General features: G+C 70.1%; 18 protein-coding genes. 7 read left to right on the top strand and 11 right to left on the bottom strand.

The window, feature by feature from the left end; all coding sequences use genetic code 11:
- Positions 1-36 precede the first annotated feature (36 nt).
- A complete protein-coding gene (tssE, locus tag QMX80_RS00675) occupies positions 37-462 on the top strand; it encodes a type VI secretion system baseplate subunit TssE (protein ID WP_055769879.1) in 426 nt (141 codons plus the stop codon).
- Here tssE and QMX80_RS00670 read toward each other — a convergent pair.
- Positions 450-2,333, bottom strand: a complete 1,884-nt coding sequence (locus QMX80_RS00670; protein ID WP_282274594.1) for a hybrid sensor histidine kinase/response regulator — start codon at positions 2,331-2,333, stop codon at positions 450-452. The genes tssE and QMX80_RS00670 overlap by 13 nt on opposite strands.
- A gap of 161 nt (positions 2,334-2,494) precedes the next feature.
- On the opposite strand from QMX80_RS00670, the gene QMX80_RS00665 reads away from it, so the two are divergent.
- From QMX80_RS00665 to QMX80_RS00655, 3 genes are read left to right on the top strand one after another with little or no spacing between them, the layout of a single operon-like run.
- The gene (locus tag QMX80_RS00665; RefSeq protein WP_282274592.1) at positions 2,495-4,636 is read left to right on the top strand and encodes a CHAT domain-containing protein; all 2,142 of its coding nucleotides are present in this window, start codon (positions 2,495-2,497) and stop codon (positions 4,634-4,636) included.
- A gap of 1 nt (position 4,637) precedes the next feature.
- Positions 4,638-6,320, top strand: coding sequence for a ShlB/FhaC/HecB family hemolysin secretion/activation protein (locus tag QMX80_RS00660; RefSeq protein WP_282274591.1), 1,683 nt, complete (start codon positions 4,638-4,640; stop codon positions 6,318-6,320).
- A 15-nt stretch (positions 6,321-6,335) separates the two neighbouring features.
- On the top strand, positions 6,336-9,986 hold the full coding sequence (locus QMX80_RS00655) for an MBG domain-containing protein (RefSeq protein WP_282274590.1): 3,651 nt from the start codon (positions 6,336-6,338) through the stop codon (positions 9,984-9,986).
- Between the two features lie 12 nt (positions 9,987-9,998).
- Here QMX80_RS00655 and QMX80_RS00650 read toward each other — a convergent pair whose 3' ends face one another.
- A complete protein-coding gene (locus QMX80_RS00650; RefSeq protein WP_282274589.1) occupies positions 9,999-10,388 on the bottom strand; it encodes a DUF4280 domain-containing protein in 390 nt (129 codons plus the stop codon).
- Positions 10,389-10,677: 289 nt separating this feature from the next.
- On the opposite strand from QMX80_RS00650, the gene QMX80_RS00645 reads away from it, so the two are divergent.
- The 3 genes from QMX80_RS00645 (at position 10,678) to QMX80_RS19320 (ending at position 14,155) form a co-directional block, all read left to right on the top strand.
- Complete coding sequence (locus QMX80_RS00645) at positions 10,678-11,748, top strand: hypothetical protein (protein WP_282274588.1); 1,071 nt, start codon at positions 10,678-10,680, stop codon at positions 11,746-11,748.
- A gap of 101 nt (positions 11,749-11,849) precedes the next feature.
- Complete coding sequence (locus QMX80_RS00640; protein WP_282274587.1) at positions 11,850-12,434, top strand: OmpA family protein; 585 nt, start codon at positions 11,850-11,852, stop codon at positions 12,432-12,434.
- Complete coding sequence (locus QMX80_RS19320) at positions 12,434-14,155, top strand: MltA domain-containing protein (protein WP_345782331.1); 1,722 nt, start codon at positions 12,434-12,436, stop codon at positions 14,153-14,155. The genes QMX80_RS00640 and QMX80_RS19320 overlap by 1 nt, the downstream gene beginning before the upstream one ends.
- Before the next feature lie 37 nt (positions 14,156-14,192).
- Here the strand turns inward: QMX80_RS19320 and truD are convergent, their stop codons facing one another.
- From truD to QMX80_RS00585, 9 genes are all read right to left on the bottom strand, one after another.
- Positions 14,193-15,242 (bottom strand): tRNA pseudouridine(13) synthase TruD, encoded by a 1,050-nt coding sequence (truD, locus tag QMX80_RS00625; protein ID WP_282274584.1) that lies wholly within the window; start codon positions 15,240-15,242, stop codon positions 14,193-14,195.
- Between the two features lie 170 nt (positions 15,243-15,412).
- Positions 15,413-15,913, bottom strand: a complete 501-nt coding sequence (gene ispF / locus QMX80_RS00620) for a 2-C-methyl-D-erythritol 2,4-cyclodiphosphate synthase (RefSeq protein ID WP_055770378.1) — start codon at positions 15,911-15,913, stop codon at positions 15,413-15,415.
- 50 nt (positions 15,914-15,963) lie between these two features.
- Entirely contained in the window at positions 15,964-16,662 is a 699-nt protein-coding gene (gene ispD / locus QMX80_RS00615) for a 2-C-methyl-D-erythritol 4-phosphate cytidylyltransferase (RefSeq protein WP_055769898.1), read from the bottom strand.
- Positions 16,659-17,009 (bottom strand): cell division protein FtsB, encoded by a 351-nt coding sequence (gene ftsB, locus QMX80_RS00610; RefSeq protein ID WP_055769901.1) that lies wholly within the window; start codon positions 17,007-17,009, stop codon positions 16,659-16,661. The genes ispD and ftsB overlap by 4 nt, the downstream gene beginning before the upstream one ends.
- Before the next feature lie 5 nt (positions 17,010-17,014).
- Positions 17,015-18,307: a phosphopyruvate hydratase gene (gene eno / locus QMX80_RS00605; protein ID WP_055769903.1), complete on the bottom strand. Its 1,293-nt coding sequence runs from the start codon at positions 18,305-18,307 to the stop codon at positions 17,015-17,017.
- Positions 18,304-18,798, bottom strand: coding sequence for a hypothetical protein (locus QMX80_RS00600; RefSeq protein WP_152984185.1), 495 nt, complete (start codon positions 18,796-18,798; stop codon positions 18,304-18,306). The genes eno and QMX80_RS00600 overlap by 4 nt, the downstream gene beginning before the upstream one ends.
- Before the next feature lie 35 nt (positions 18,799-18,833).
- The gene (gene kdsA, locus QMX80_RS00595) at positions 18,834-19,667 is read right to left on the bottom strand and encodes a 3-deoxy-8-phosphooctulonate synthase (RefSeq protein ID WP_273080054.1); all 834 of its coding nucleotides are present in this window, start codon (positions 19,665-19,667) and stop codon (positions 18,834-18,836) included.
- A gap of 97 nt (positions 19,668-19,764) precedes the next feature.
- Positions 19,765-19,980: a hypothetical protein gene (locus QMX80_RS00590; protein WP_282274579.1), complete on the bottom strand. Its 216-nt coding sequence runs from the start codon at positions 19,978-19,980 to the stop codon at positions 19,765-19,767.
- 38 nt (positions 19,981-20,018) lie between these two features.
- Complete coding sequence (locus tag QMX80_RS00585; protein ID WP_055769910.1) at positions 20,019-21,683, bottom strand: CTP synthase; 1,665 nt, start codon at positions 21,681-21,683, stop codon at positions 20,019-20,021.
- Between the last annotated feature and the right edge of the window lie 171 nt (positions 21,684-21,854).

Genomic DNA, 21,854 nt, shown 5'->3' with positions numbered 1-21,854 from the left:
CCCGCGCCGATGCGCCGCCACGGCGGATGACAGCCCATGCCGACCCTGTTCGACCGCCTGCAGGAAGACCCCGATGCCGCCCGTGGCGCCAATGGCCTGCGGGCGGGAATTTCCCGCGACCTCGAGCACCTGCTCAACACCCGCTCGGAGGGCGCGCGGCTGATTGCCGATGCCTTCGCCGAATGCCGCCGATCGCTGCTGACCTACGGCATCGCCGATTTCTCCTCGTACAGCCTGCTCGATCCGAAGGATCGCGACCGCATCCGCCGCCACCTGGAGCAGGCCATCGCCCAGCACGAATCGCGGCTGAGCCGCGTGCGCATCGCGCTGGAGCCGCCCTCGCCGCTGGAGCGCGCCCTGCGCTTCCGCGTCGATGCGCTGATGGCAATGGGGCCGGCGCGGGAGAAGGTACAGTTCGACGCCGTGCTGCAGCTGAGCACGCAGGTGTATCAGGTGCGTTGAGCCGCCAGCGCCGCGGCCATCGCGGCACGCAGCTGCTCCGGCGGCAACGGCTTGTACAGCACGCGCATGCCCGCATCCCGCACGGCCTGCAGCTGCTCGGGCTTGGTTTCGCCGGTGACGACCAGACAGGCGAAACGGCGCGCCTGCGCCTGCTTCGCCCCCCATGCTTCCAGCGCGGCCACGACATCCAGCCCGGTCTTGCCGTTGGCCAGCTTCAGGTCGGTCAGCACGATGTCCGGCGCGCCCCATTCGGCCACGATCCGCAGCGCCTGCCCGATGTCCTGGGCACTGCGCATGCGGCAGCCCCATGCGTCCAGCAGCAGATGCATGCCCCTGAGGATGGCCGGCTCGTCGTCCACCACCAGCACGCGCACGCCGGCCAGGTCGATCTCCTCCGCCGTGTCCGATGCCGGCGTCGCCGCCATGCCCTGCGCATCCTCCGCCGCCAGCGGTACCCGCACCGAGAACACGCTGCCGCGGCCCGGACGCGAGCGCAGGCCGACCTCGCAGCCGGTCAGGCGCGCCAGGCGCTCCACCGTGGACAGGCCCAGGCCAAGCCCGTACTCGCGGTGTTCGCCGCTGCGGCGGCCGGGATCGACCTGGAAGAATTCCTCGAACACGCGCTGCTGCACCTCCGGCTCGATGCCCAGGCCGGTATCCCACACCTCCAGCCGGGCCCAGCCGGGGCTGTCGCGGCGCACCCCCACCAGCACGCCGCCGTGGCGGGTATAGCGCAGCGCGTTGCTGACCAGGTTGTTGACGATGCGCGCGAGCATGATGCGGTCGGTTTCCACCCGCACATCGGTCTTGCGCAGCACCAGCCGCAGCTCCCGCTTCTCGGCGATGGCGCGGAAGGTATTGCTGATGTCGTTGAACAGTCCATCCAGCGCGAACGCACTGGGCACCGGCTGCATCGCACCGCTGTCCAGCCGGGAGATGTCCAGCAGCTCGGCGAACAGGGCGTCGAGGCTGGCCACGCATTCCTGCACGTGGCTGGCGCGCTCCAGCTGCACCGGGTCGGATATGCCCGCCTTCAACAGCGAGGAGAACAGGGTCAGCGCGTACAGCGGCTGCCGCAGGTCGTGGCTGGCGGCGGCAAGAAAGCGCGCGCGCGCCAGCCCCACCGCTTCCAGCCGCGCATTCTTGTGCGCCAGCTCCGCCGTCGCCGCGGCCACCCGCGCCTCCATTTCGCCCCAGGCCCGGTCCAGCAGCAGCGAGGTCTCGTTGAAACCGCGCTGCAGGCGTCCCACCTCGCCGCTGCGGGTTACCGGCACCATGATGCCGCGTTCGCCGCGGCCGATGCGCTCCACCACGCCGGTCAACTCGGCGATCGGCCGGCCCATCCTCCGCGCCATGCGCCAGCTCACGCCCCCGGCCACCAGCACGCCGGCGGCCAGCAGCGCGACCGTGGTCAGCCACTGCGCGCGGCGCGCGGCGTGGGCCTGCTCCATGCTCAGCCACACCTGCACCATGCCCGGTGCGTGGGTGCCGGGAAACGGCGGCAATCCGCGCATGGCGTGCACGCCATCGGTGGTGCGGATGCCCGCGTCGGCGATGATCTCGCCTTCGCCGGACAGGAACTGCACGTTCACCTGCATCGAGCCCGCCACCACCTGCGCGGCGATGCGCTCCAGCTCCTCGCGGTCGCCGCGCTCCATCGGGCCCGCCGCCGCACTGGCCAGGCTGTCGGCCAGCATCTGCGTGGTGGAGGTGCCGAACTGGCGCACTTCATGCTGGTAGTTGCGGGTCACCACCCAGGCCACCAGCACGGTGGTCAGGATGGCCGGCAGGATCGCCAGCAACGCCAGCCGGCTGCTGAACGACAACGTGATCCTGCGGCGCGCTTCGCCGGCGTCATCGATGATGTGCATGAGGGCAATCTACCGTGGAATACCGGCGCCGACGCGCCGGGCGTCTCGGCCGAATGGGCTACGCCATTCCACAAATAGGCGAGCATCCGGCCGGTTCCTAGACTCGTTTCCTCCCCCCTACTGTGCGCCTTCCCCCGGCGCTTTGCACAAGGAGCGGCAGGATGACGCGGGCCCCTACTCCGGGATATTCCGATCGGCGGACACGCCGCCGCATCGCGGCGCTGCCCTGCCTGCTGCTGGCCTGGGCGGCCTTGGGCGCGCACGCGCAGGTTGCCGCTCCCGCCGACGACCTGACCGCCGTGGCCAGGGCGCTGTCGCGCATGCAGGACACCGATACGGCGCTGTCGCTGTCGGCCGACGGCGCAGCGCTGTACGCGGCCGAACCGGTCAAGCTGGACGGCTACGCCTACTGCAGCCAGTCGGTGGCGCTGGCCGACAAAGGCGAGTTCCGCGCCAGCGTGCAGGCCGCCAGCAAGGCCCTGCATGTAGCGCTGGAAACCGGCAACGAAGACCTGCTGGCCAAGTCCTACCGCGACCTGGCCATCGTCTTCAACTATGCCGGGCAGAGCGAACGCGCCGAACAGTTCGCGCAGCTGGCGCTGGGCAGACAGGCCTCGGATCCGGCGCAGGTGCGGGGACCGGTATACAAGGTGATCGGCGACCTGCGCATGCGCCAGCGCCGCCCCGCCGAAGCGGTGACGGCCTACGAACAGGCCGTGGCCGCCAGCTCGCCGCGCTACCTGCCGCTGGCCCGCGCCTCGCTGGTCAACGCGCTGCTGCTGGCCGGCGACACCGCCCGCGCACAGACCGAGCTGGATGCGCTGGCCGAGCCGGAGACGCCGGCCCTGCGCTTCCAGCTCGACCGCACCCGCGCACGCCTGCTGCTGGCGCAGGGCAGGCCCGCCGACGCGCTGGCGCTGTACCGCACGCTGGCCGACACCCCGGTGCCGGGCGATGAAGGCAACTACCGCATGTGGGCGCTGACCGGCATTGCCGAAAGCCAGTCCGCGCTGGGCGATGCGCAGGCCGCCGGACGCGCCTACGAACAGGCCATCGCCGCCTTCGACGACGTGCGCGCGCACTTCCGCAGCGACGAATTCAAGATGGGCCTGTTCTCCGATTTCCAGGACGTGTTCGACCACGCGGTGGCATTGCGCGCCGATGCCGGCGATGCCGAAGGCGCGTTCGACATCAGCGAACGCAGCCGGGCCCGCGCCCTGCTCGACGCCGTGGCCGGCCATGCCCGCGGCGCGGGCGGAATCGCCGCCCCGCCCCTGCCGGTGGCGCAGCTGCGCGGCCAGCTCAAGCCGGATGAACACCTCGTCGCCTACCACGCCCTGCCCGACCGGCTGCTGGCCTGGGTGGTTTCCCGCGACGGCGCGCGCATGACCGTCCTCAAACTTGGCCGCAGCGATCTGGAACGCCTGGTGGCCGCCTGGCGCGACGCGATCATCAACCAGCATCCCGGCGCGGTGAATGCCGGCGCCAGCGTCGCCCGGCTGCTGCTGGAACCGTTGCAGCTTCCCGCCGGCCAGCCGCTGGTGTTCGTGCCGCACGGGCCGCTGCACTACCTGCCGTTCCAGGCCTTGCGCATGGACGATGAATACCTGGTGCAGCGCAACCCCCTGTCGGTGGCGCCCTCGGCCAGCATCGCCCTGCGCCTGGCCGGGCGTGGCAGCGCGCCGCCGCGCATGCTGGCCTTCGGCAATCCGCTGGTCAGCCCGGCGGTGGCCAGCCCGCTGCCGCATGCCGAGCAGGAAGTGCGCACCATCACCGCGCTGTTCCCGCGCCCGGAGACCTATTTCCTGCAGGACGCCACCCGCGAACGCTTCGTCGCACAGGCGCCGAAGGCGCGGCTGGTGCACGTGGCTTCGCATGCGCGCGTGGACCTGGCCGACCCGATGCGCTCGGAGATCCTGTTCGCCGACGTCGATGGCAGGACCCATTTCCTCGAGGCGCGCGACGTGATCGGGCTGGACCTGCACGACGTGGCGCTGGTGACGCTGTCGGCCTGCGAATCCGGACTGGGCAAGGTCGAGAACGGCGACGAAGCGCTCGGCTTCACCCGTGCATTCCTGTCTTCCGGCGTATCCACGCTGGTGGCCTCGCTGTGGCCGGTGCCCGACCGCGAAACCGAGAAACTGATGCAGGCCCTATACGGCCGGCTGCGCGAAGGCGTCCCCGCGCAACAGGCGCTGCAGGCCGGGCAACAGGCGGTGATCGCCGATGCGGCCACCTCGCATCCGTTCTATTGGGCGGCCTTCAGCCTGGTGGGCGACTGGCGTCTGACGGTGGAGAAGTGACATGAACAGGCTTTTCCCCGCGTACCACCAGCCCCGCGCCGCCCTGCTGGCCTGGACCATCGCCGGCCTGCTGCTGCCGGCGGCGGCCCTGGCCGGGACAGCCGGCGAGGACGCGCCTGCCGGTGCCGACGATGACGGGCAGGCAACGCCGCTGCAGTCGCTGGCGCCGGCGGAGCCGCAGATGAAGGCGCCACCGCAGCAGCAGACCTTCCTGCTGCAGGCGGTGCGCTTCAGTGGCGCCACGCAGGTGGACGAGGCGCGCCTGCAGGCGCTGGCCGCGCCCCTGCTGGGCCGGCAGGTGAGCCTGGCCGAGCTGCAGGCGCTCGCCGCGCAGATCACGGCGCTGTACCGCAGCCGGGGCTATTTCCTCGCCCAGGCGGTGGTGCCGGTGCAGGAGGTGCGCGATGGCCACGTGCAGATCAGCGTGGCCGAAGGCGTGCTGGGCGTGGTCGATGTGCAGGTTGCCGACGATGCGCCGATTCCGCGCGAGCGGGTCGAACGCATGCTGGCGACGCTGCAGCCGGGCCAGCCGCTGGACGGACGCGAATACGAACGCCGCATGCTGCTGTTGTCCGACCTGCCCGGCATCCGCCCGCGATCGGCGGTCAGCAGCGGCGCGGAAGCCGGCAGCAGCAACCTGGTGGTGAAGGTGGACAGGGGCCGGCCCCTGTCCTTCCTGCTGGAAGCCGACAACCACGGCACGCCCGAATCCGGCCGCGCGCGCCTGGGCGGCACCCTGCGCTGGGCCAGCCCGACCGGCCATGGCGACAACCTCGACCTGCGGCTGATGGTGGCCGAGGACGCGCACACCCTGTTCGGCCGCCTGTCCTATGAGATGCCGGTCGGCTACGACGGCGCGCGCATCGGCGCCGGCTTCAGCCGCGTGCAGTACGAACTGGGCGGCGCCTTCCGCGCACTGGAAGCCACCGGCACCGCCAACATCACCGATCTGTCGTTGAGCTGGCCCGCGCTGCGGCAACGCAGCGGCAACTGGTTCGTCCGCGCCGGCATCGACAACAAGGCGCTGACCGACCGCTTCGAGGCCGTCGGCCTGAGCGTGGGCAAGCGCGTGCAGGGCATCGGCATCGGCACCAGCTTCGAGTACCGCGACCGCCTGCTGGGCGGCGGCTACACCTCGTTCAACCTCGCGCTCTATGGCGGCAGGCTGCATATCCACGACCCCGCGGCCCGCGTGCTGGACCACTCCCCGTTCGGCCGCCAGACCGAAGGCGGGTTCTCCAAGTTCACCGTGCAGGCCACCCGCCTGCAGGCATTGAGCGCGCGCACCACGCTGTACCTGGGCGCGGGCCTGCAGGCGGCGAGCCGGAATCTCGATCCGTCCGAACAGCTGTCGCTGGGCGGGCCGCGCGCCGTGCGCGCCTACTCCAGCAACGAGCTGCTGGTCGATCGCGGCTGGCTGGTCAACCTGGAACTGCGCTGGTCGGCCAGCGACAACCTGACGCCGTTCCTGCTGTACGACATCGCCCACGGCCAGTACGACACCCTTCGCCATCCGCTGGCCCGGGTCAACGGCCGCAGCCTGCGCGGCTACGGCCTGGGCGTGAACTGGGGGCGGCCGGGCCGCTACACGGTCAACGCCAGCCTGTCCTGGCCCGATGCCGGCAGGCCGTTGGCCGATCGCCGCGAACCGCGGCTGTACCTGCAGCTCCAGCACAGTTTCTGATCAGGAGAGATCACCATGACTCCGCGCATCCACCGCACCCTGCGCCACGCGCTTTCCCGCCATCCGCTGAGCATGGCCCTGGCGATGGCGGTGCTGGCGCTGCCGGCCGCCCCGGCACTGGCCCAGGTCGCGAGCACGGAACTGCCGCGCGGCGGCAACGTGACCGTGGGCAATGCCACGATCTCCTACAACCCCGGTGCCGGCGACGTCATCCCGGTCAATGCCACCACCACGATCCGGCAGACCGGCAAGGGCGCGGTGATCGAGTGGGGCTCGTTTTCGATCAGCGAAGGCAATACCGTCATTTTCGACCACGCCACGCCCCGGGGCGTCACCCTCAACCGCGTGGTCGGCTGGGCCGGCGACGCGCCGCTCGCATCGTTGATCGCCGGCGCGATCAACGCCCCCGACGGCACCGTGTTCCTGGTCAACCAGTCCGGCATCACCTTCGCCGGCAGCGCGCAGGTCAACGTCGGCGGCATCGTCGCTTCCACCCTCGACATCGACGATGTCGATTTCAGCGCCGGCGCGGCCAGCGGCCGCCATGTCTTCGCGCATGCCGCGAACGGCGACCCGCCAGCGGCAGTGGTCGTCGACCGGGGCGCGACCCTCACCGCGACCCGGCCCGATGGCACGATCGCCTTACTCGGGGGCTCGGTCGAGAACAACGGCACGCTGACCGGCGTCGGCGGCAGCATCGGCCTGATCGCCGGCCAGAGCATCACCCTGGATCCCTATGGCGATGGACTGACCCAGTTCACCATCACCGCGCCGGGCGACGATGGCATGGCGATCAACCACGGCGTCATCGCCAGCGACGGCGGCAGCATCGATCTGCGCGCCGGCTATCTGGTCGAAACGGACGGCAGCCTGAATGTCGACAGCAGCGGAAGCCGGCGCGGCAGCATCACGCTCGCCGCCGACAACATACAGATCGGCCAGGACGCATCCCTCGACGCCAGTGGGGCCGGCAGGGGCGGTAGCATCCTGCTGCAGGCCGGCGAAACGCTCGTCACCGGAGCCCGGGCGAGCCTGCGCGCCGACGGCGGCAGCGCCGGTGGCACGATCCTCACCCAGGCGCCATGGCTGGACCTGCGCGGCTTGCGCGTATCGGCAGGCGGCGGCAGCCCCGGCCAGTGGAGGATCGAATCCGGCGGCGACCTCGCGCTCGTTCCGGGCAACGGCAGCTTCGGCGGCTATGCGAGCCTGGTATCGGACACCAGCGTGGCCGGCGCATTGAGCGCCGGCAGCGACGTCGGCCTGCAGGCTGGCGCCGCAGGCGGGCCGACGAGCCAGATCAACATCGCCCCGGGGGTGAACGTCGCCGCCACCAATCCGCTTCCGGTGACGCTCTCTTTCCGGACGCCGGCCGGGCAGATCATGGGCGGCGTGGCCGCCAGCGGCGCAAGCACCGGCGCCTGGTCGCTCGCCGGCAGCGCCCCGCTGGCCCTGGTGTTCGACGCGCTTTCCACCATCGGCCTGTACGGTGGCGCGCTGCGGACCGCCGGTGGATCGGTATCGATGGGCAGCCGCGCCAGTTCCAGCGAAGGCATCACCCTGTCCGGCATGCGCATCGGCAGCCTGGGCGGCAGCATCGCCCTGGATGGCGGCACGGCGCAGACCTACGGCGTAGGCATCGCCGACAGCGACATCGACAGCGGCGGCGGCGACATCACCATCGCCGGCCAATCCATCGGCAGCGGCTTCAGGGGAATCGCGCATGGCGTGTTCTTCGATGCCAGTACGCTGATTGCCGGCAGCGGGCACATCCGCGTCGACGGGAGCAGCCGCGACGGCACGGGAATCCTCGCCTACGGCGCATCGCTGCGCTCCACCGGGCTGCAGTTGCTGGGCAATGGCCGTGCCGGGGTACTGCTATCGGCCACGGCGCTCGACGGCGGCACCGGTTCCATCGGCATCGGCGGCATCGCCAACGGCGCCGCCGCCGATGCCGGTGTCGCCCTGCTCCAGTCCTCGCGGATCCGCGGCAGCGGCGATCTGTCGGTATCGGGCTGGTCGCAGCATCACCATGGCATCCAGGTCGACAGCGGCTCCCGCCTGGACGGCGGTGGCATGGTCGTCCTGCGCGCGGGCAGTGCATCGGCCAACGCCCTGCAGGTCGATGGCGCGGCGTCCAGCAGCGGCGTGCTCAACCTGCGCACTGGTGCGGTCAGTGGCGGTACCGTGGTGGACGACGACACCGCGCCGATGGTGCTCGGCGGCCTGTTCGCCAGCGCCAGGACACTGGCCAATCTCGACACTCCCGTACTGGTTGCCGGCCACGCCGCTTACGGCGGCGCGATCACCGTCGCCGACGCGATCATCCGCAACGGCGATCTCACCCTGCAGAACGACGGCGGCACCGCGGGCATCCAACTGGACGACGTCCTCGATACCGGCGGCCACACCCTGGCCCTGTCCAGCGGCGGCGACATCGGCCAGACGGCCAATGCCGCGATCACCACACACGACCTGCTGGTGCGGGCCAACGGCAATGTCGCGCTGGATGCGGCGGCCAACCATGTCGCCAGCGACACTCTCGCCGGCAGCGCCGGCGGCGGTTTCGCCTTTCTCAACAGCGCCGCGCTGGCGATCGGCACGGTGAGCGCCATCGGCACGACCGGCGACAGCCGCACCACCCCGCTCACCGCGTCCGGCATCAGTGCCGGCGGCAACGTCTTCGTGCGCAGCCTGGCCGGCAACCTGACGCTGCGGGGCAACGTTTCCGGCAACCGCGTCGACCTGGTCAGCGCCGGCGTGCTGGACAACGCCGGCAACGCCAGCGTGAGCGCCGCCGACAGCTGGCGCATCTGGGCCTCGACCTGGAGCGGCGAAACCCGCGGCGGCCTGGCCGGCAGCAGCGACCTGCCCAACCTCTATGGCTGCACCTATGCCGGCGCCTGCGCGGTGGGCGTTCCTGCCACCGACAATCACTTCGTCTACGCCGCCCAGCCGGTGCTGGCCATCCGCTTCGACGACCAGAGCCGCGTATACGGGCAGCAGAACCCGCCGCTGACCTATACCGTCAGCGCGCCACTGTTCGCCGATGACAGGATCGCGCTCTCGGCATACACCAGCGCCACCGCCGCCAGCGACACGGGCAGCTACGCCATCGACTGGAAATTCGACTCGCCCAATCCCGGCTATTTCCTGTCCGTCTCGCCGGGCACCCTGCTCGTCACCCCGGCCCTGCTCACCTATGTCGCCGACCCGCTGTCGATCCTGATGGGCCAGCGCCTCGGCACACTGCATGGCACGGTGACCGGCTTCGTCAACGGCGACACGCTGCAGACCGCCACCACCGGCACGGCGAGGTTCGCCACCGACGCCACCCCGCTCTCGCTGCCCGGCGACTACGCCATCGTCGGCAGCGGCCTGTCGGCGCGCAATTACGTGTTCGAGCAGGCGCCGGCCAATGCCACCGCCCTGAATATCGGCCTGGTGCGCCAGCCCACGCCACCCGACTACGTGCTGCAGCCGCCGGACAACTACCTCTACGACCTCAACATCGGCCAGGCCGGCATCTGCCCGGTGGATACGCCGCTGGGCATGAAGCAGGAATCCAATGGCGACACGCTGGGCCGCGAATGGGCGCGCGTGCGTACCCGGCCCAACCTGATGAGCTGCCTCGACAGCGAGCGCGAAAACGGTTGCGGGGATTTCTGAAAGCCGGCTTCCTCAGGGAATCTCGTGCGTGAGCTGGCCGGGGAAAGCGACCGTGATCGTGCCTCCCCACAGGCACATGCAGGTGGAAGTGTCGTTGAGGCAGGGCTGGTTCCCCAGCAGCACGGTCGGGCTGCCCGGCACCCACGGCGCGGGGGTGTTGGGAATGCACGGCATCGGCGTCAGCACGCCGAGGGCGGCGGCGGTGGCCGCGGCCACGCTCGGGTTGGCCGGCGAAAGGCACATGCCGAACGGCATCACGTTGACCATCGGCATGTGATCCATGATCGTGGCCGCCGGCTGCTGGCTGGAGTTCTCCCGGTTGACCGGCAACACCACCAGCGAGCTGGGCGCGACACCGAAACTGCACTGCAGCAGCGCACCGTTGACGACCTGCTTGGCCATGGCGTTCGCCTCGGAGGATGTGCCGCGATTGTGCGTTCGCGCGCGCGTCCGCCGCGATAGGCAATACGGAATAGACCGGCGTCCGCATGCTCTCCCGCCCGCGTGGCCGCCTGCCCGGCGCCTGCAGCGGCCGCATCGGCGTACGCAACACGCTCTAGCGCGCAAGCGGTATCGCCAAGCATGGCGGCATTGCATCCAATGGCAGGCAATCCAGGCACGCCAGGAGTTCCGCATGTCCACGCCCGCCTGCCGCCGCATCCACGCGCATTGCCTGTCCTGACCCTGCCCCATGTCGCTCTCCCTGCCCGGGACCGTGGCGATGTCGCGCCTCATGCCGCTGGCCATCGCGGCCCTGCCGTGGTCCGCCTCGGCCGCGCAGCGCACCGCGCCTGCCGCCCCGCTCTGGCCGTGGGTCATGCTGGCCACCTTGTCGCTGCTGGCCCTGCTGGCCGCGCTGGCCTGCTGGCGCGCGCACGGTCCCCCGGTACGCGACGACCGCCCGGACACGCCGCCCACGCCAGCGCCGCCGGTACGGCACCTGGATGTCCCCGCCGGGACCGACGAACTGGCCGAGCTGCTGACCAGTGCCGTTCCCCGCATGCGCCAACCCCTGCAGGCGCTGAGCCTGTATGCCGGCAGCCTCAACGAAAACGCGCAGCCGGCGCAGCGCAGCGCCCTGCACGGCATGGAAAGCAGCGTGCGCGAACTGGCCGATGCGGTGAACGAGATCGACCAGCTGCTGCAGTGGCTGGCGCAGCCAGGCAGCACCGACACCGGTCCGGTTCCGCTGTCCCGGGTGTTCGCGGCGATCCGCCCGGAACTCGACGCCCTGGCCGCACAACAGGGGGTACGCCTGCGCTGGCGGCGCAGCCACGGTTGCCGCTTCCTCGTGCCGCAGGCCAGCACCCATCTGCTGCGGGCGCTGGTCGCCAACGCCATCGGCAGCGCCGCCTCCCGCGTCCTGGTGAGCCATCGCATCCGCAGCGAATCCCCCTGCATACAGGTACACGACGACGGCCCGCGCTTCTCCGCCGCCGCTCCCATTCCGCTGGCGCAACTGCTGCAGCAGACCTGGCCCAGTGGCCAGCGCACGCCCGGCCTCAGCGTCGCCGCCGGCGTGGCCGCGCGCACCGGCGCACGCGTGCAGGCCCGCGGCGGCGACGCCGGCAACCTGATCGAAGCCATGCTCCCGGCCACCCCCGCGCCGCTGGCGCAGGACACCGCGCTGTCGCTGGTCCTGCTGGAATCGGAGGCCCGCAATGGCCGGCGCCTCGGTTCCCGGCTGGACGACGCCCAGCCCGCGCACGATCCCGCCCGGGCCGATACCGGCCCCGCGTCGCCCCGCGGAAAACGCCTCTGAGCGGCAACCGGCCTATCCCGTTCGCCGTATCGAAAATGCCGGGGCATGCGCCCATGCTGCCGCCGAACAGGTCCATCCGCCCTCGTCAGGAGATCGCCGCAATGAACCGTCGCATTACCTCCGGGCCCCTGCTGGCCGCCCTGCTGCTGGCGCTCGCCGCCCTTCCCGTGCATGCCCAGCAGGCGCCGCCGGCCACGGCAATGAAAGCCGATGCCTCGGTGGACGACATCATTTCCGGCCTGGAAGGCGACAAAGCCGGTACGAACCCGGCCAACGCCACCCGGGCCCTGCGCCCCGGCGCGGCGGCCGCGGCGACGATGGCCCCGCAGCCGGCTGTCGCGCCCAGGCAGGCGGCGATCTCGGTACAGATCAACTTCGACTTCAACTCCGACCGCATTTCCGGCAATTCGCAGGCCATGGTGGACAACCTGGCCACGGCCATGCAGGCGCCGCAGCTGGGGACGCGTTCGTTCACCGTCATCGGCCATACCGATGGCAAAGGCTCGCTGGCATACAACCAGGCGCTGTCCGAACGCCGCGCCCTGGCCGTCAAGCGCGAACTGATCCGGCAGGGCGTGCCCGCCGCGCGCCTGAATTCCGCTGGCAAGGGCATGAGCGAACTGCTCAACGCCAACGACCCCTATGCCAGCGAGAACCGCCGCGTGGAAATACGGACCGGCAACTGATGGACCGCCGCGTCCGCCAGCGCAGGCATTGGCTGCTGCACGGCCTGCTGCCGGCCCTGCTTGCGGCCGCGGCATCGGCGGACGAAGTCCCCGCCGCCGACACGCTCGGGCCTGCCTTCGCGACCCGCAACGCCGCCTTCCTCCCGGTGTCCTACGCGCAGCTGCCCGGCTGGGACAGCGACGCGCTGCACGAGAGCGCCAACGGCATGCGCGCCTCCTGCCAGGCCCTGCAGCGCAAGCCGGCCTGGGCCGGCATCTGCGCCGATTTCGACGCACTCGATGGCAGCGACGCGGCCCTGCGCGGGTTTTTCCTGCGCAATTTCTACGCCTACCAGATCATGTCCCCGGCACGGCAACCCGACGGGCTGATCACCGGCTATTTCGAGCCCCTGCTCGATGGCCGCCGCCAGCGCGACGACCGCTTCCGCCACCCGGTATATGGCCTGCCGCGCGACCTGCTGACGCTCGACGCCGCCGCGCGCGGGCAAGGCGCGTCGGCGTGGCTGGTGCGGCAGGGCAACCGCCTGCTGCCGGCGGAACCGGGTACGTCCGGGGCGGCCCAGTACACATTGGCGCTGGACGATGCCCGGCCCAACATCCGCGACAAACGCCTGCGCGTGCGCCTGGATGGCACCACCGTGCGTCCGTACTGGACACGCCAGGAGATCGAACAGCAGGCACTGGACGCGCCGGTACTGGCCTGGGTGGACGACGCGCGCCGGCTGTACTCACTGCAGATCCAGGGCTCGGGCAAGATCGAACTGGAAGACGGCTCGCTCATCCGGGTGTCGTATCTGGAACAGAACGGACAGCCCTTCCTGCCCAACGTCACCCGCAGCGCCGACGCCGGCCTGGTGCTGCAGGCCATCAAGACCCGCGGCCTGCGCGTGGGCGCGGCCAGCGGCGCGCTCGCGCCGGACCCGACGGTACCGGCAGTAGTCAACGACGAGGTGGCGCAACTGATCGCGCGCCTGTCCGGGCAGGCGCCACCGCCTGCCGCCGCCAAACGGCCTGCCGCTACCACGACGCCTGCCTCGATGCCGGCACGGCCACGCCCGGTCAGCGCCAATGCCAACGTGCAGGCACTGATCGCCGCCTTGATGGGGGACGCCCCGGCGGCGCCGGCAAGGCCCGCCGCGCCTGCCCCGGCGCAGTCGCAGAAACAGCCCCCCGCATCGCTGGCGCTGGTCGCGCCGGCGAGTGCGCCCGCCGGCAGCAGTGGATCGGCCTCCGCTTCCCGGCCGGTCGCCGACAGCGGCGCAAGCAGCGGCAGCAGCGGCATCCCCGATCCCAGCTATGTGTTCTTCCGCAACACCGGCGGCGACGGCCCGCAAGGGCCGGTCGGCGCCCTCGGCGTGCCGCTCAGCGCCGGGCGCTCGCTGGCGGTGGATCCGCGTTCGATCCCCCTGGGATCGCCGGTTTTCATCTCCACCCGCGATCCGGCCAGGCGCGGTGGGCCGCTGCAACGCCTGATGTTCGCCCAGGACACCGGCGGCGCGATCCGCGGCAGCGTGCGCGCCGACCTGTTCTGGGGCTTCGGCGACAGCGCCGGACAGCTGGCGCTGGCCACCAACGACCGGGCGCAGATGTGGCTGCTGCTGCCGCATGCACAGGCGCAGGCCGCCGCGGCCGCATCCGGCCCGGCCACGCGCGGCCTGCGCAGCGCGGCCACGCTGCGCGACTGCGTGGTGGACGACCCTGACCTGTGCGTGGAGGACTGAAGCGCGGCACGCCGCGCCACCGCGGCAGCGCGCAGCCCTAGGTCGCCTGCGGGTGCGGGGCTTCGCTCACTTCACCCAGTTCGTGCAGCACCGCCGTGGCATAGCAGCCCGGCGGCAGCGCGAAGGAAAGTTCCAGCATGTCGTCCTGCAGCCAAGCGTGCTGCATCAGCGCCGGGCGCAGGCGCAGCGCGCGCCGCTCCTGCTTCAATCCGGCCTGTTCCAGGCCGGCGCGCAGCGCCAATGCCTGCTCGTCGGCCAGCGCCGCCTGCTCCAGTTCCAGCGCCGCGCCGGTGGCGCGCAGTTCGCCCGCCCCCCACAACGGCCCGCTGGGATGGATGTCGAACCGCGCCAGGCGCTCGGCCAGGGCTTCGCTCATCGGCTCGGGGCCGAACACCGAGCGGCTGCCGTCGAGCATCCACACCTCGCCCTCCAGCGCGCCGTCCCAGTTGCCCTGTTCCACCCGCGCGGCCAGCACGCGGTTGAACAGCGCCGAACGCGCCGCCGACAGGAACATGGAGCGCTGGTCCTTGCGCACCCGGCGGCCGGCGAACATCGCCAGCGCGGCCGGCACGTTGCCGCCATCGCGGCCGAAACGCTGCTCGCCGAACCAGTTGGGCAGGCCCCGCGCGGCGATGGCCTGCAGGCGCTCGTCGATGGCAGGGCGTTCGCCCCGCACTTCACGCAGCACCAGCCTGAAGCGGTTGCCGGCCAGCGCGCCGCGCTGCAGTTTGCGGTTGTGCCAGGTCGAGGCCAGCACATGGACTTCGTCCGATTCCAGCAGCGCCAGGTCCGGCGCGACGCGCTTGGGCAGGTGCACGCTGAAGCGCTGCGTGGTCACCGCATGCCGGTCCTTCTGCCCGGCATAGCTGACGCCCATCTCCGGCACGCCGGCCCACTGCGCCAGTTGCCTGGCCACGGCCACGGTGTTGGCGCCGCGCTTGCGGATGTCCAGCAGCAGGTGCTCGCCCTCGCCGCTCGCCTCGAAGGCGGGCAGTTCATCGACCTGGAAGTCCTCCGGCACGCTGCGCATCAGCGCGCGCAGTACCGGTACACCGTAGGCAAGGGGAAGCGCGGGAAGATCGGTCATGTCAGTCCTGTGGAACGATGTCTGGCCGGTATTTTCATAGGAACGGCTTCAGCCGCGAAGGGGGCCTTCATGCCTTCTCCCGCCTTTGCCCAGGCCAGGTGCGGGGTTGGGCCGGCGGCCTTTTCGCGGCTGAAGCCGCTCCTGCGGAAATGCGGGGCGATCCGCGGCGGCTATGCCGGAACCAGCAGCACCACCGCCTGCGCGGCGATGCCTTCCTCGCGGCCGGTGAAGCCCAGTTTCTCGCTGGTGGTGGCCTTGACGCTGACCCGGTCCAGGGCGATGCCCAGCAGTTGCGCCACCGTTTCGCGCATGGCCAGCGCATGCGGGCCGACCTTGGGCCGCTCGCAGATCACGGTGATGTCGGCATTGCCCACCTGCCAGCCACGCTCGCGCAGCAGGCCGTTGCAATGGCGCACGAAATCGCTGCTGTCCGCACCCTTCCAGCGGTCGTCGCTGGGCGGGAAATGCTGGCCGATGTCGCCCAGCGCCAGCGCGCCGAGCATGGCGTCGCACAGGGCGTGCAGGATCACGTCGCCATCGCTGTGCGCGAGCACGCCGCAACGGTGCGGCACGCGCACGCCGCCGAGCATGACGTGGTCGCCTTCGCCGAAGGCATGGACGTCGTAGCCCTGTCCGATGCGGAGGGGAGGAAACGGAGCGGAAGGATTCATGGCGGTACCGTACATCGTTGCAATGCCGGCGACCGGCGCCGGCAGGGGGATCAGCCGCCGCGTCGCGACAGCTCGAATTCGAAACGGGCCAGGTCGGCCGGCGTGGTGACCTTGAAGTTGCACTCGTCGCCCTCGACCAGCAGCGGCCGCGCGCCCTGGCGCTCCATGGCCATGGCCTCGTCGGTCACCTCCACGCCGGCGCCGGTCGCGTCGGCCAGGGCCCGGGTCAACTGGTGGCGGCGGAACAGCTGCGGCGTCAGCGCACGCCACAGCCGCTCGCGCGGCTCGGTGCGGTCGATGCCGCCGTCGTCGCCAGCGCGCTTGAGCGTGTCGCGTACTGGTGCGGCGAGGATCGCGCCGACCGGATCGGCGCGCCCCACTTCCAGCAGCCGGCCCAGATCGCCCGCCGGCAGGTTCGGGCGCGCCGCGTCGTGCACCAGCACGAAATCGTCGGCGCGCACGCTCTCCGGCAGGGCCTGCAACCCGGCCAACACCGAGGCGGCGCGGGTATCGCCGCCGGTGCAGGTCAGCACCGGTTTGCCGGCGAAATCGCTCCAGCCCGGCCAGTCGGCATCGTCCTCGGCGATGGCCACCATCACCCCGGCCACGCCCGGATGCGACAGCAGCGCCGCCAGCGCATGCGCCAGCAGCGGTTCGCCGGCGGCCAGCAGGTACTGCTTGGGCACCGGCCCGCCGAAGCGGGTGCCGCGGCCGGCGGCGGGCACCACGGCCCAGACCTGCGTGGTCATGGCACGACCTCCTGCGTCGTGGCGTCATGCGCGCGCGCCTGCGCCGCGGCCGGCCGCGTGACGGGCGCGTCCTCGACCACGCGGTAGAACTTCTCGCCCGGCTTGATCATGCCCAGTTCGCTGCGCGCGCGCTCCTCGATGGCGGCCTCGCCTTCCTTGAGATCCTTCACCTCGGCGGCGAGCGCGTCGTTGCGCTGCTGCAGGCCTTCGTTGTCGCGCTTCTGGTTGGCGACCTGTGCCTCGAGCATCATCACCTCACCCGAATTGCCCGGGCCGAACCAGAAGCGGTACTGCAGCAATGCCAGCAGTACCGCGAGCACCAGCAGCAGCCAGCGCCAGTCGCGCATCGGCGTCAGCGCTTGAGCGAGACGAACGCGTCACGCCCGGCGTAACGCGCGTTGCCGCCGAGCGCTTCCTCGATGCGCAGCAACTGGTTGTACTTGGCCACGCGGTCGCTGCGGCAAAGCGAGCCGGTCTTGATCTGGGTGGCGGTGGTGGCCACGGCGATGTCGGCGATGGTGGTGTCCTCGGTTTCGCCCGAGCGGTGCGAGACGATCGCCGCGTAGTGCGCCTTGTCGGCCATGGCGATCGCTTCCAGCGTCTCGCTCAGGGTGCCGATCTGGTTGACCTTGATCAGGATCGCATTGGCGGTGCCCGACTCGATACCTTCGGCGAAGATCTTCGGGTTGGTCACGAACAGGTCGTCGCCGACCAGCTGCACCTTGCTGCCGATGCGCTGGGTCAGCAGCTTCCAGCCGGCCCAGTCGTTCTCGGCCAGGCCGTCCTCGATGGTGATGATCGGGTACTGCGCGGTCCAGTCGGCCAGGAAATCGACGAACTGCTCGGAGGTCAGGCGCTTGTTCTCGCCGACCAGGTTGTACTTGCCGTTCTCGTAGAACTCGCTGGAGGCCACGTCCAGGCCCAGCAGGATGTCCTCGCCGGCGGTGTAGCCGGCCTTGCCGATGGCTTCCAGGATGGTGTCCAGCGCCTCGACGTTGCTGCGGAAGTCCGGCGCGAAGCCGCCTTCGTCGCCCACCGCCGTGCTCAGGCCATGGCCCTTGAGCACCGACTTGAGCGCGTGGAAGATCTCGGTGCCGGCGCGCAGCGATTCGCCGAACGAGCCGAAGCCGACCGGCAGCACCATGAATTCCTGGAAATCGACGTTGTTGTCGGCATGCGCGCCGCCGTTGATGATGTTCATCATCGGCACCGGCAGCGACGGCGTGGCGCCGGTCTTGCCGGCCAGGTACTGCCACAGCGCCTGCTTGTTCGAGGCGGCGGCGGCATGCGCGGCGGCCATCGAAACGCCCAGCAGCGCATTGGCGCCCAGGCGGCCCTTGTTCTCGGTGCCGTCCAGGTCGATCAGGCGGCGGTCCAGCCCGGCCTGGTCCTCGGCATTGAAATCCTTCAGCGCCGCAGCGATCGGGCCGTTGACGTTGGCCACCGCATCGCGCACGCCCTTGCCCAGGTAACGGGTCTTGTCGCCATCGCGAAGTTCCACCGCTTCCTTGGTGCCGGTCGAGGCACCCGAGGGCACTGCGGCACGGCCGAACGAGCCGTCGGCCAGGGTGACTTCGGCTTCCAGCGTGGGATTGCCGCGGCTGTCGAGGATTTCACGGGCGTGGATCTTGGCGATAGTGGTCATGGTGAAAGTGAGTTGGAGTGAGTGAGGGAGGATTCCACTTCGGCCAGTCTGGCCGCGTCGTATCCGGTATTGTCCAGCCGAAAGGTAGCATCCATCGGTACGATCCGGTCGCCCGGCGCAGGTGGTTTCATGGCGAACAATACGTAATCGCCGCCCTCCGCCAGATACACCTCGCAGCTGGTGGGGCCGTTGCGTATCACCGCACCGACCGGGATATCGCCCTTGAGCACGCGGCGCACGCTGAAACGCGCCGAGGGGGCAGGAGGAACGAACGGCCCTGCGCCCGGCGTCGTGAACAGGCGATCGGTTTCGGCCCGCTCCCGCGCGGTCAAGGGTTCGACATGATCGACATGGATGACGGCCACGATGTCGGCGCCACGCGCGGCCTCGCGCGGCTCCGGAGTCCTGAGCGGCGGGTCCGTGACACATGCACCGGCATCGCCCACGGGCGCGGCCAGTACGCAGGCCATGGCGAGGACAACACGCTGCATGCATGCAGCGCCCATCCGCCCAACACTCCGGATCATCAGAGCGCGCTCTCCAGGAACCCGTTCTTCTTGGTGATCGAATCCAGCGCCAGCAGGGTCTCCAGCAGCGCCTCCATCTTGTCCAGCGGCCACGCGTTGGGGCCATCGGACAGCGCCTTGGACGGATCGGGATGGGTCTCGGCGAACAGGCCGGCCACGCCGACCGCCACCGCCGCACGCGCCAGCACCGGCACGAACTCGCGCTGGCCGCCGGAACTGCTGCCCTGTCCGCCGGGCAGCTGCACCGAATGGGTCGCGTCGAACACCACCGGGCAGCCGGTATCGCGCATCACGCTCAGCGAGCGCATGTCGCTGACCAGGTTGTTGTAGCCGAAGCTGGCGCCACGCTCGCAGACCATGATGTCGTTGTTGCCGGTGGACTTGGCCTTTTCCACGACCGGCTTCATGTCCCACGGCGACAGGAACTGGCCCTTCTTGATGTTCACCGGCCGGCCGGCGCTGCACACCTTGCGGATGAAGTCGGTCTGGCGCACCAGGAAGGCAGGGGTCTGCAGCACGTCGACGACCGAGGCCACTTCGTCCATCGGCGTGTATTCGTGCACGTCGGTCAGCACCGGCACGCCGATCTGCTTCTTCACCTCGGCCAGCACCTTCAGGCCTTCTTCCAGGCCCGGGCCGCGGAAACTGGTGCCGGAGGTGCGGTTGGCCTTGTCGAAGCTGGACTTGAAGATGAAGTTCATCCCCAGCTTCCGGGTGATTTCCTTGAGCCTGCCGGCGGTATCGAGCTGCAGCTGCATCGACTCGATGACGCAGGGGCCGGCGATCAGGAACAGCGGCTGGTCCAGGCCGACGTCGAATCCACAAAGTTTCATACTGTTTCCCGGTTAATGGGCCAAGGACAAGAAACGAGTGGAAAGAAGCGGGGAACGAGTGAAGCAGCGGTGGCTCCGGTTCGCTCCTCGTTCCTGTTCACCCGTTTCTGCTTAAATCGGGGCTGCGATTGGAAATCCACAGCGCCAGCGCCACCAGCAGCAGTGGTACGGCGATCACGGTCGCGATCAGCAGCGCGTAGAAAAGGCCAAGCCCCTGGCTGTCGGCAAGCCCCGACTGCGAGCGCCAGCCCTGGTAGAACATCAACACCAGCGGATACACCGCCACCCCGGCGACCACGAACCAGCGGGCCATGCGCCGCTGCAACCGGCCACCGGATGGCGGTGGGCGATTCACGCCCGCGCTTCCTTCAACAGCTTGCCGCCGGCCTTCTTCTCGCGCGCGGCGCGGATGAAGCCGATGAACAGCGGATGGCCCCCGCGCGGCGTGGACAGGAACTCCGGGTGCGCCTGGCAGGCCAGGAACCACGGGTGCACCTCGCGCGGCAGCTCCACCACTTCCACCAGCGTGTCGTCCATCGACTTGCCGGAGATCACCAGGCCGGCGTCTTCCAGCTGGGTACGGTAGCGGTTGTTGAACTCGTAACGGTGGCGGTGGCGCTCGGCCACCACGTCCTTGCCATACAGCTCGCGCGCCAGCGTGCCCGGCTTCAGGCGCTGCTCCTGCAGGCCCAGGCGCATGGTGCCGCCCAGGTCGGACTTCTCGTCGCGCTTCTCGACCTCGCCGCTGGCGGTACGCCACTCGGTGATCAGACCGATCACCGGGTTCGGCGACTGGCGGTCGTTCTCGGTGCTGTTGGCGCCTTCCAGCCCGGCCACGTGGCGTGCGTAGTCCACCACCGCCGCCTGCATGCCGTAGCAGATGCCGAAATACGGCAGCCGGTGTTCGCGGGCGTACTGCGAGGTCAGCACCTTGCCCTCGAAACCGCGGTCGCCGAAACCACCGGGCACGAGGATGCCGTCCACGCCTTCCAGCGCGGCCATGCCGGACTCTTCCAGTTCCTGCGCTTCCAGCCACTTGAGGTTGACCCGGGTGCGCTGGCGCAGGCCGCCGTGCTTGAGCGCCTCGCCGACCGACTTGTAGGCGTCCTGGTGGTCCACGTACTTGCCGACCACGGCGATGGTCACCTCGTCCAGCGGGTGCAGCGCGGCATCCAGCACCGCCTCCCACTCGGACAGGTCGGCCGGACCGGCCTTGTCGGCGAGCTTGAGCTGGTTGACCACGATGTCGTCCAGGCCCTGCGCATGCAGGCCCATCGGCACGCGGTACAGCACTTCCACGTCCGGCACGCTGATCACCGCGCGCTCGGAGACGTTGGTGAACAGCGAGATCTTGCGCCGTTCCGAATCCGGGATGGCCTGCTCGGAACGGCACAGCAGCACGTCGGGCTGGATGCCGATCGAACGCAGTTCCTTGACCGAATGCTGGGTCGGCTTGGTCTTCAGCTCGCCGGCGGCGCCGATGTACGGCACCAGCGTCAGGTGCATGAACAGCGCCTTCTCCGGGCCGCGCTCGGTGCGCACCTGGCGGATGGCTTCAAGGAACGGCAGCGATTCGATGTCGCCGACGGTGCCGCCGATCTCCACCAGCGCCACGTCGAAACCTTCGGTGGCCTCGTCGATGCAGCGGCGGATCTCGTCGGTGATGTGCGGGATCACCTGCACCGTCGCGCCGAGGTAGTCGCCACGGCGCTCCTTGCGGATCACGTTCTCGTAGATGCGCCCGGTGGTGACCGAATTCTTGCGGCTCAGCCGGGTATGGACGAAGCGCTCGTAATGGCCCAGGTCCAGGTCGGTCTCGGCGCCGTCATCGGTGACGTAGACCTCGCCATGCTGGAACGGACTCATGGTGCCCGGATCGACGTTGATGTACGGATCCAGCTTCATCATCGTGACCTTCAGGCCACGCGCCTCGAGGATGGAGGCCAGCGACGCGGCGGCAATGCCCTTGCCAAGCGAGGACACCACACCGCCGGTAACGAAAATAAGGGGGGTCATGGCTCACTTGCCTCCCGGAAAGCCCTAGTTTAAAGGTTGTCGCGCGAACACCCAAGCGCGGCATGCGGCGACCTCGAAAAATCCCGCCCCGCGGCACGGCGGCCGCGGCCTGCAGCCCGGCCGCCACGGCGACGCAACAAAAAAGACGCCCCGGCCTGGGCCGGGGCGTCC

The sequence above is a fragment of the Stenotrophomonas sp. PS02297 genome, from assembly GCF_029959705.1.
In the GTDB taxonomy this organism is placed as follows: Bacteria; Pseudomonadota; Gammaproteobacteria; order Xanthomonadales; family Xanthomonadaceae; genus Stenotrophomonas; species Stenotrophomonas nitritireducens.
The sequence above is the reverse complement of the archived record's forward strand: the minus strand, read 5'-3'. Positions and strand labels throughout refer to the sequence as shown.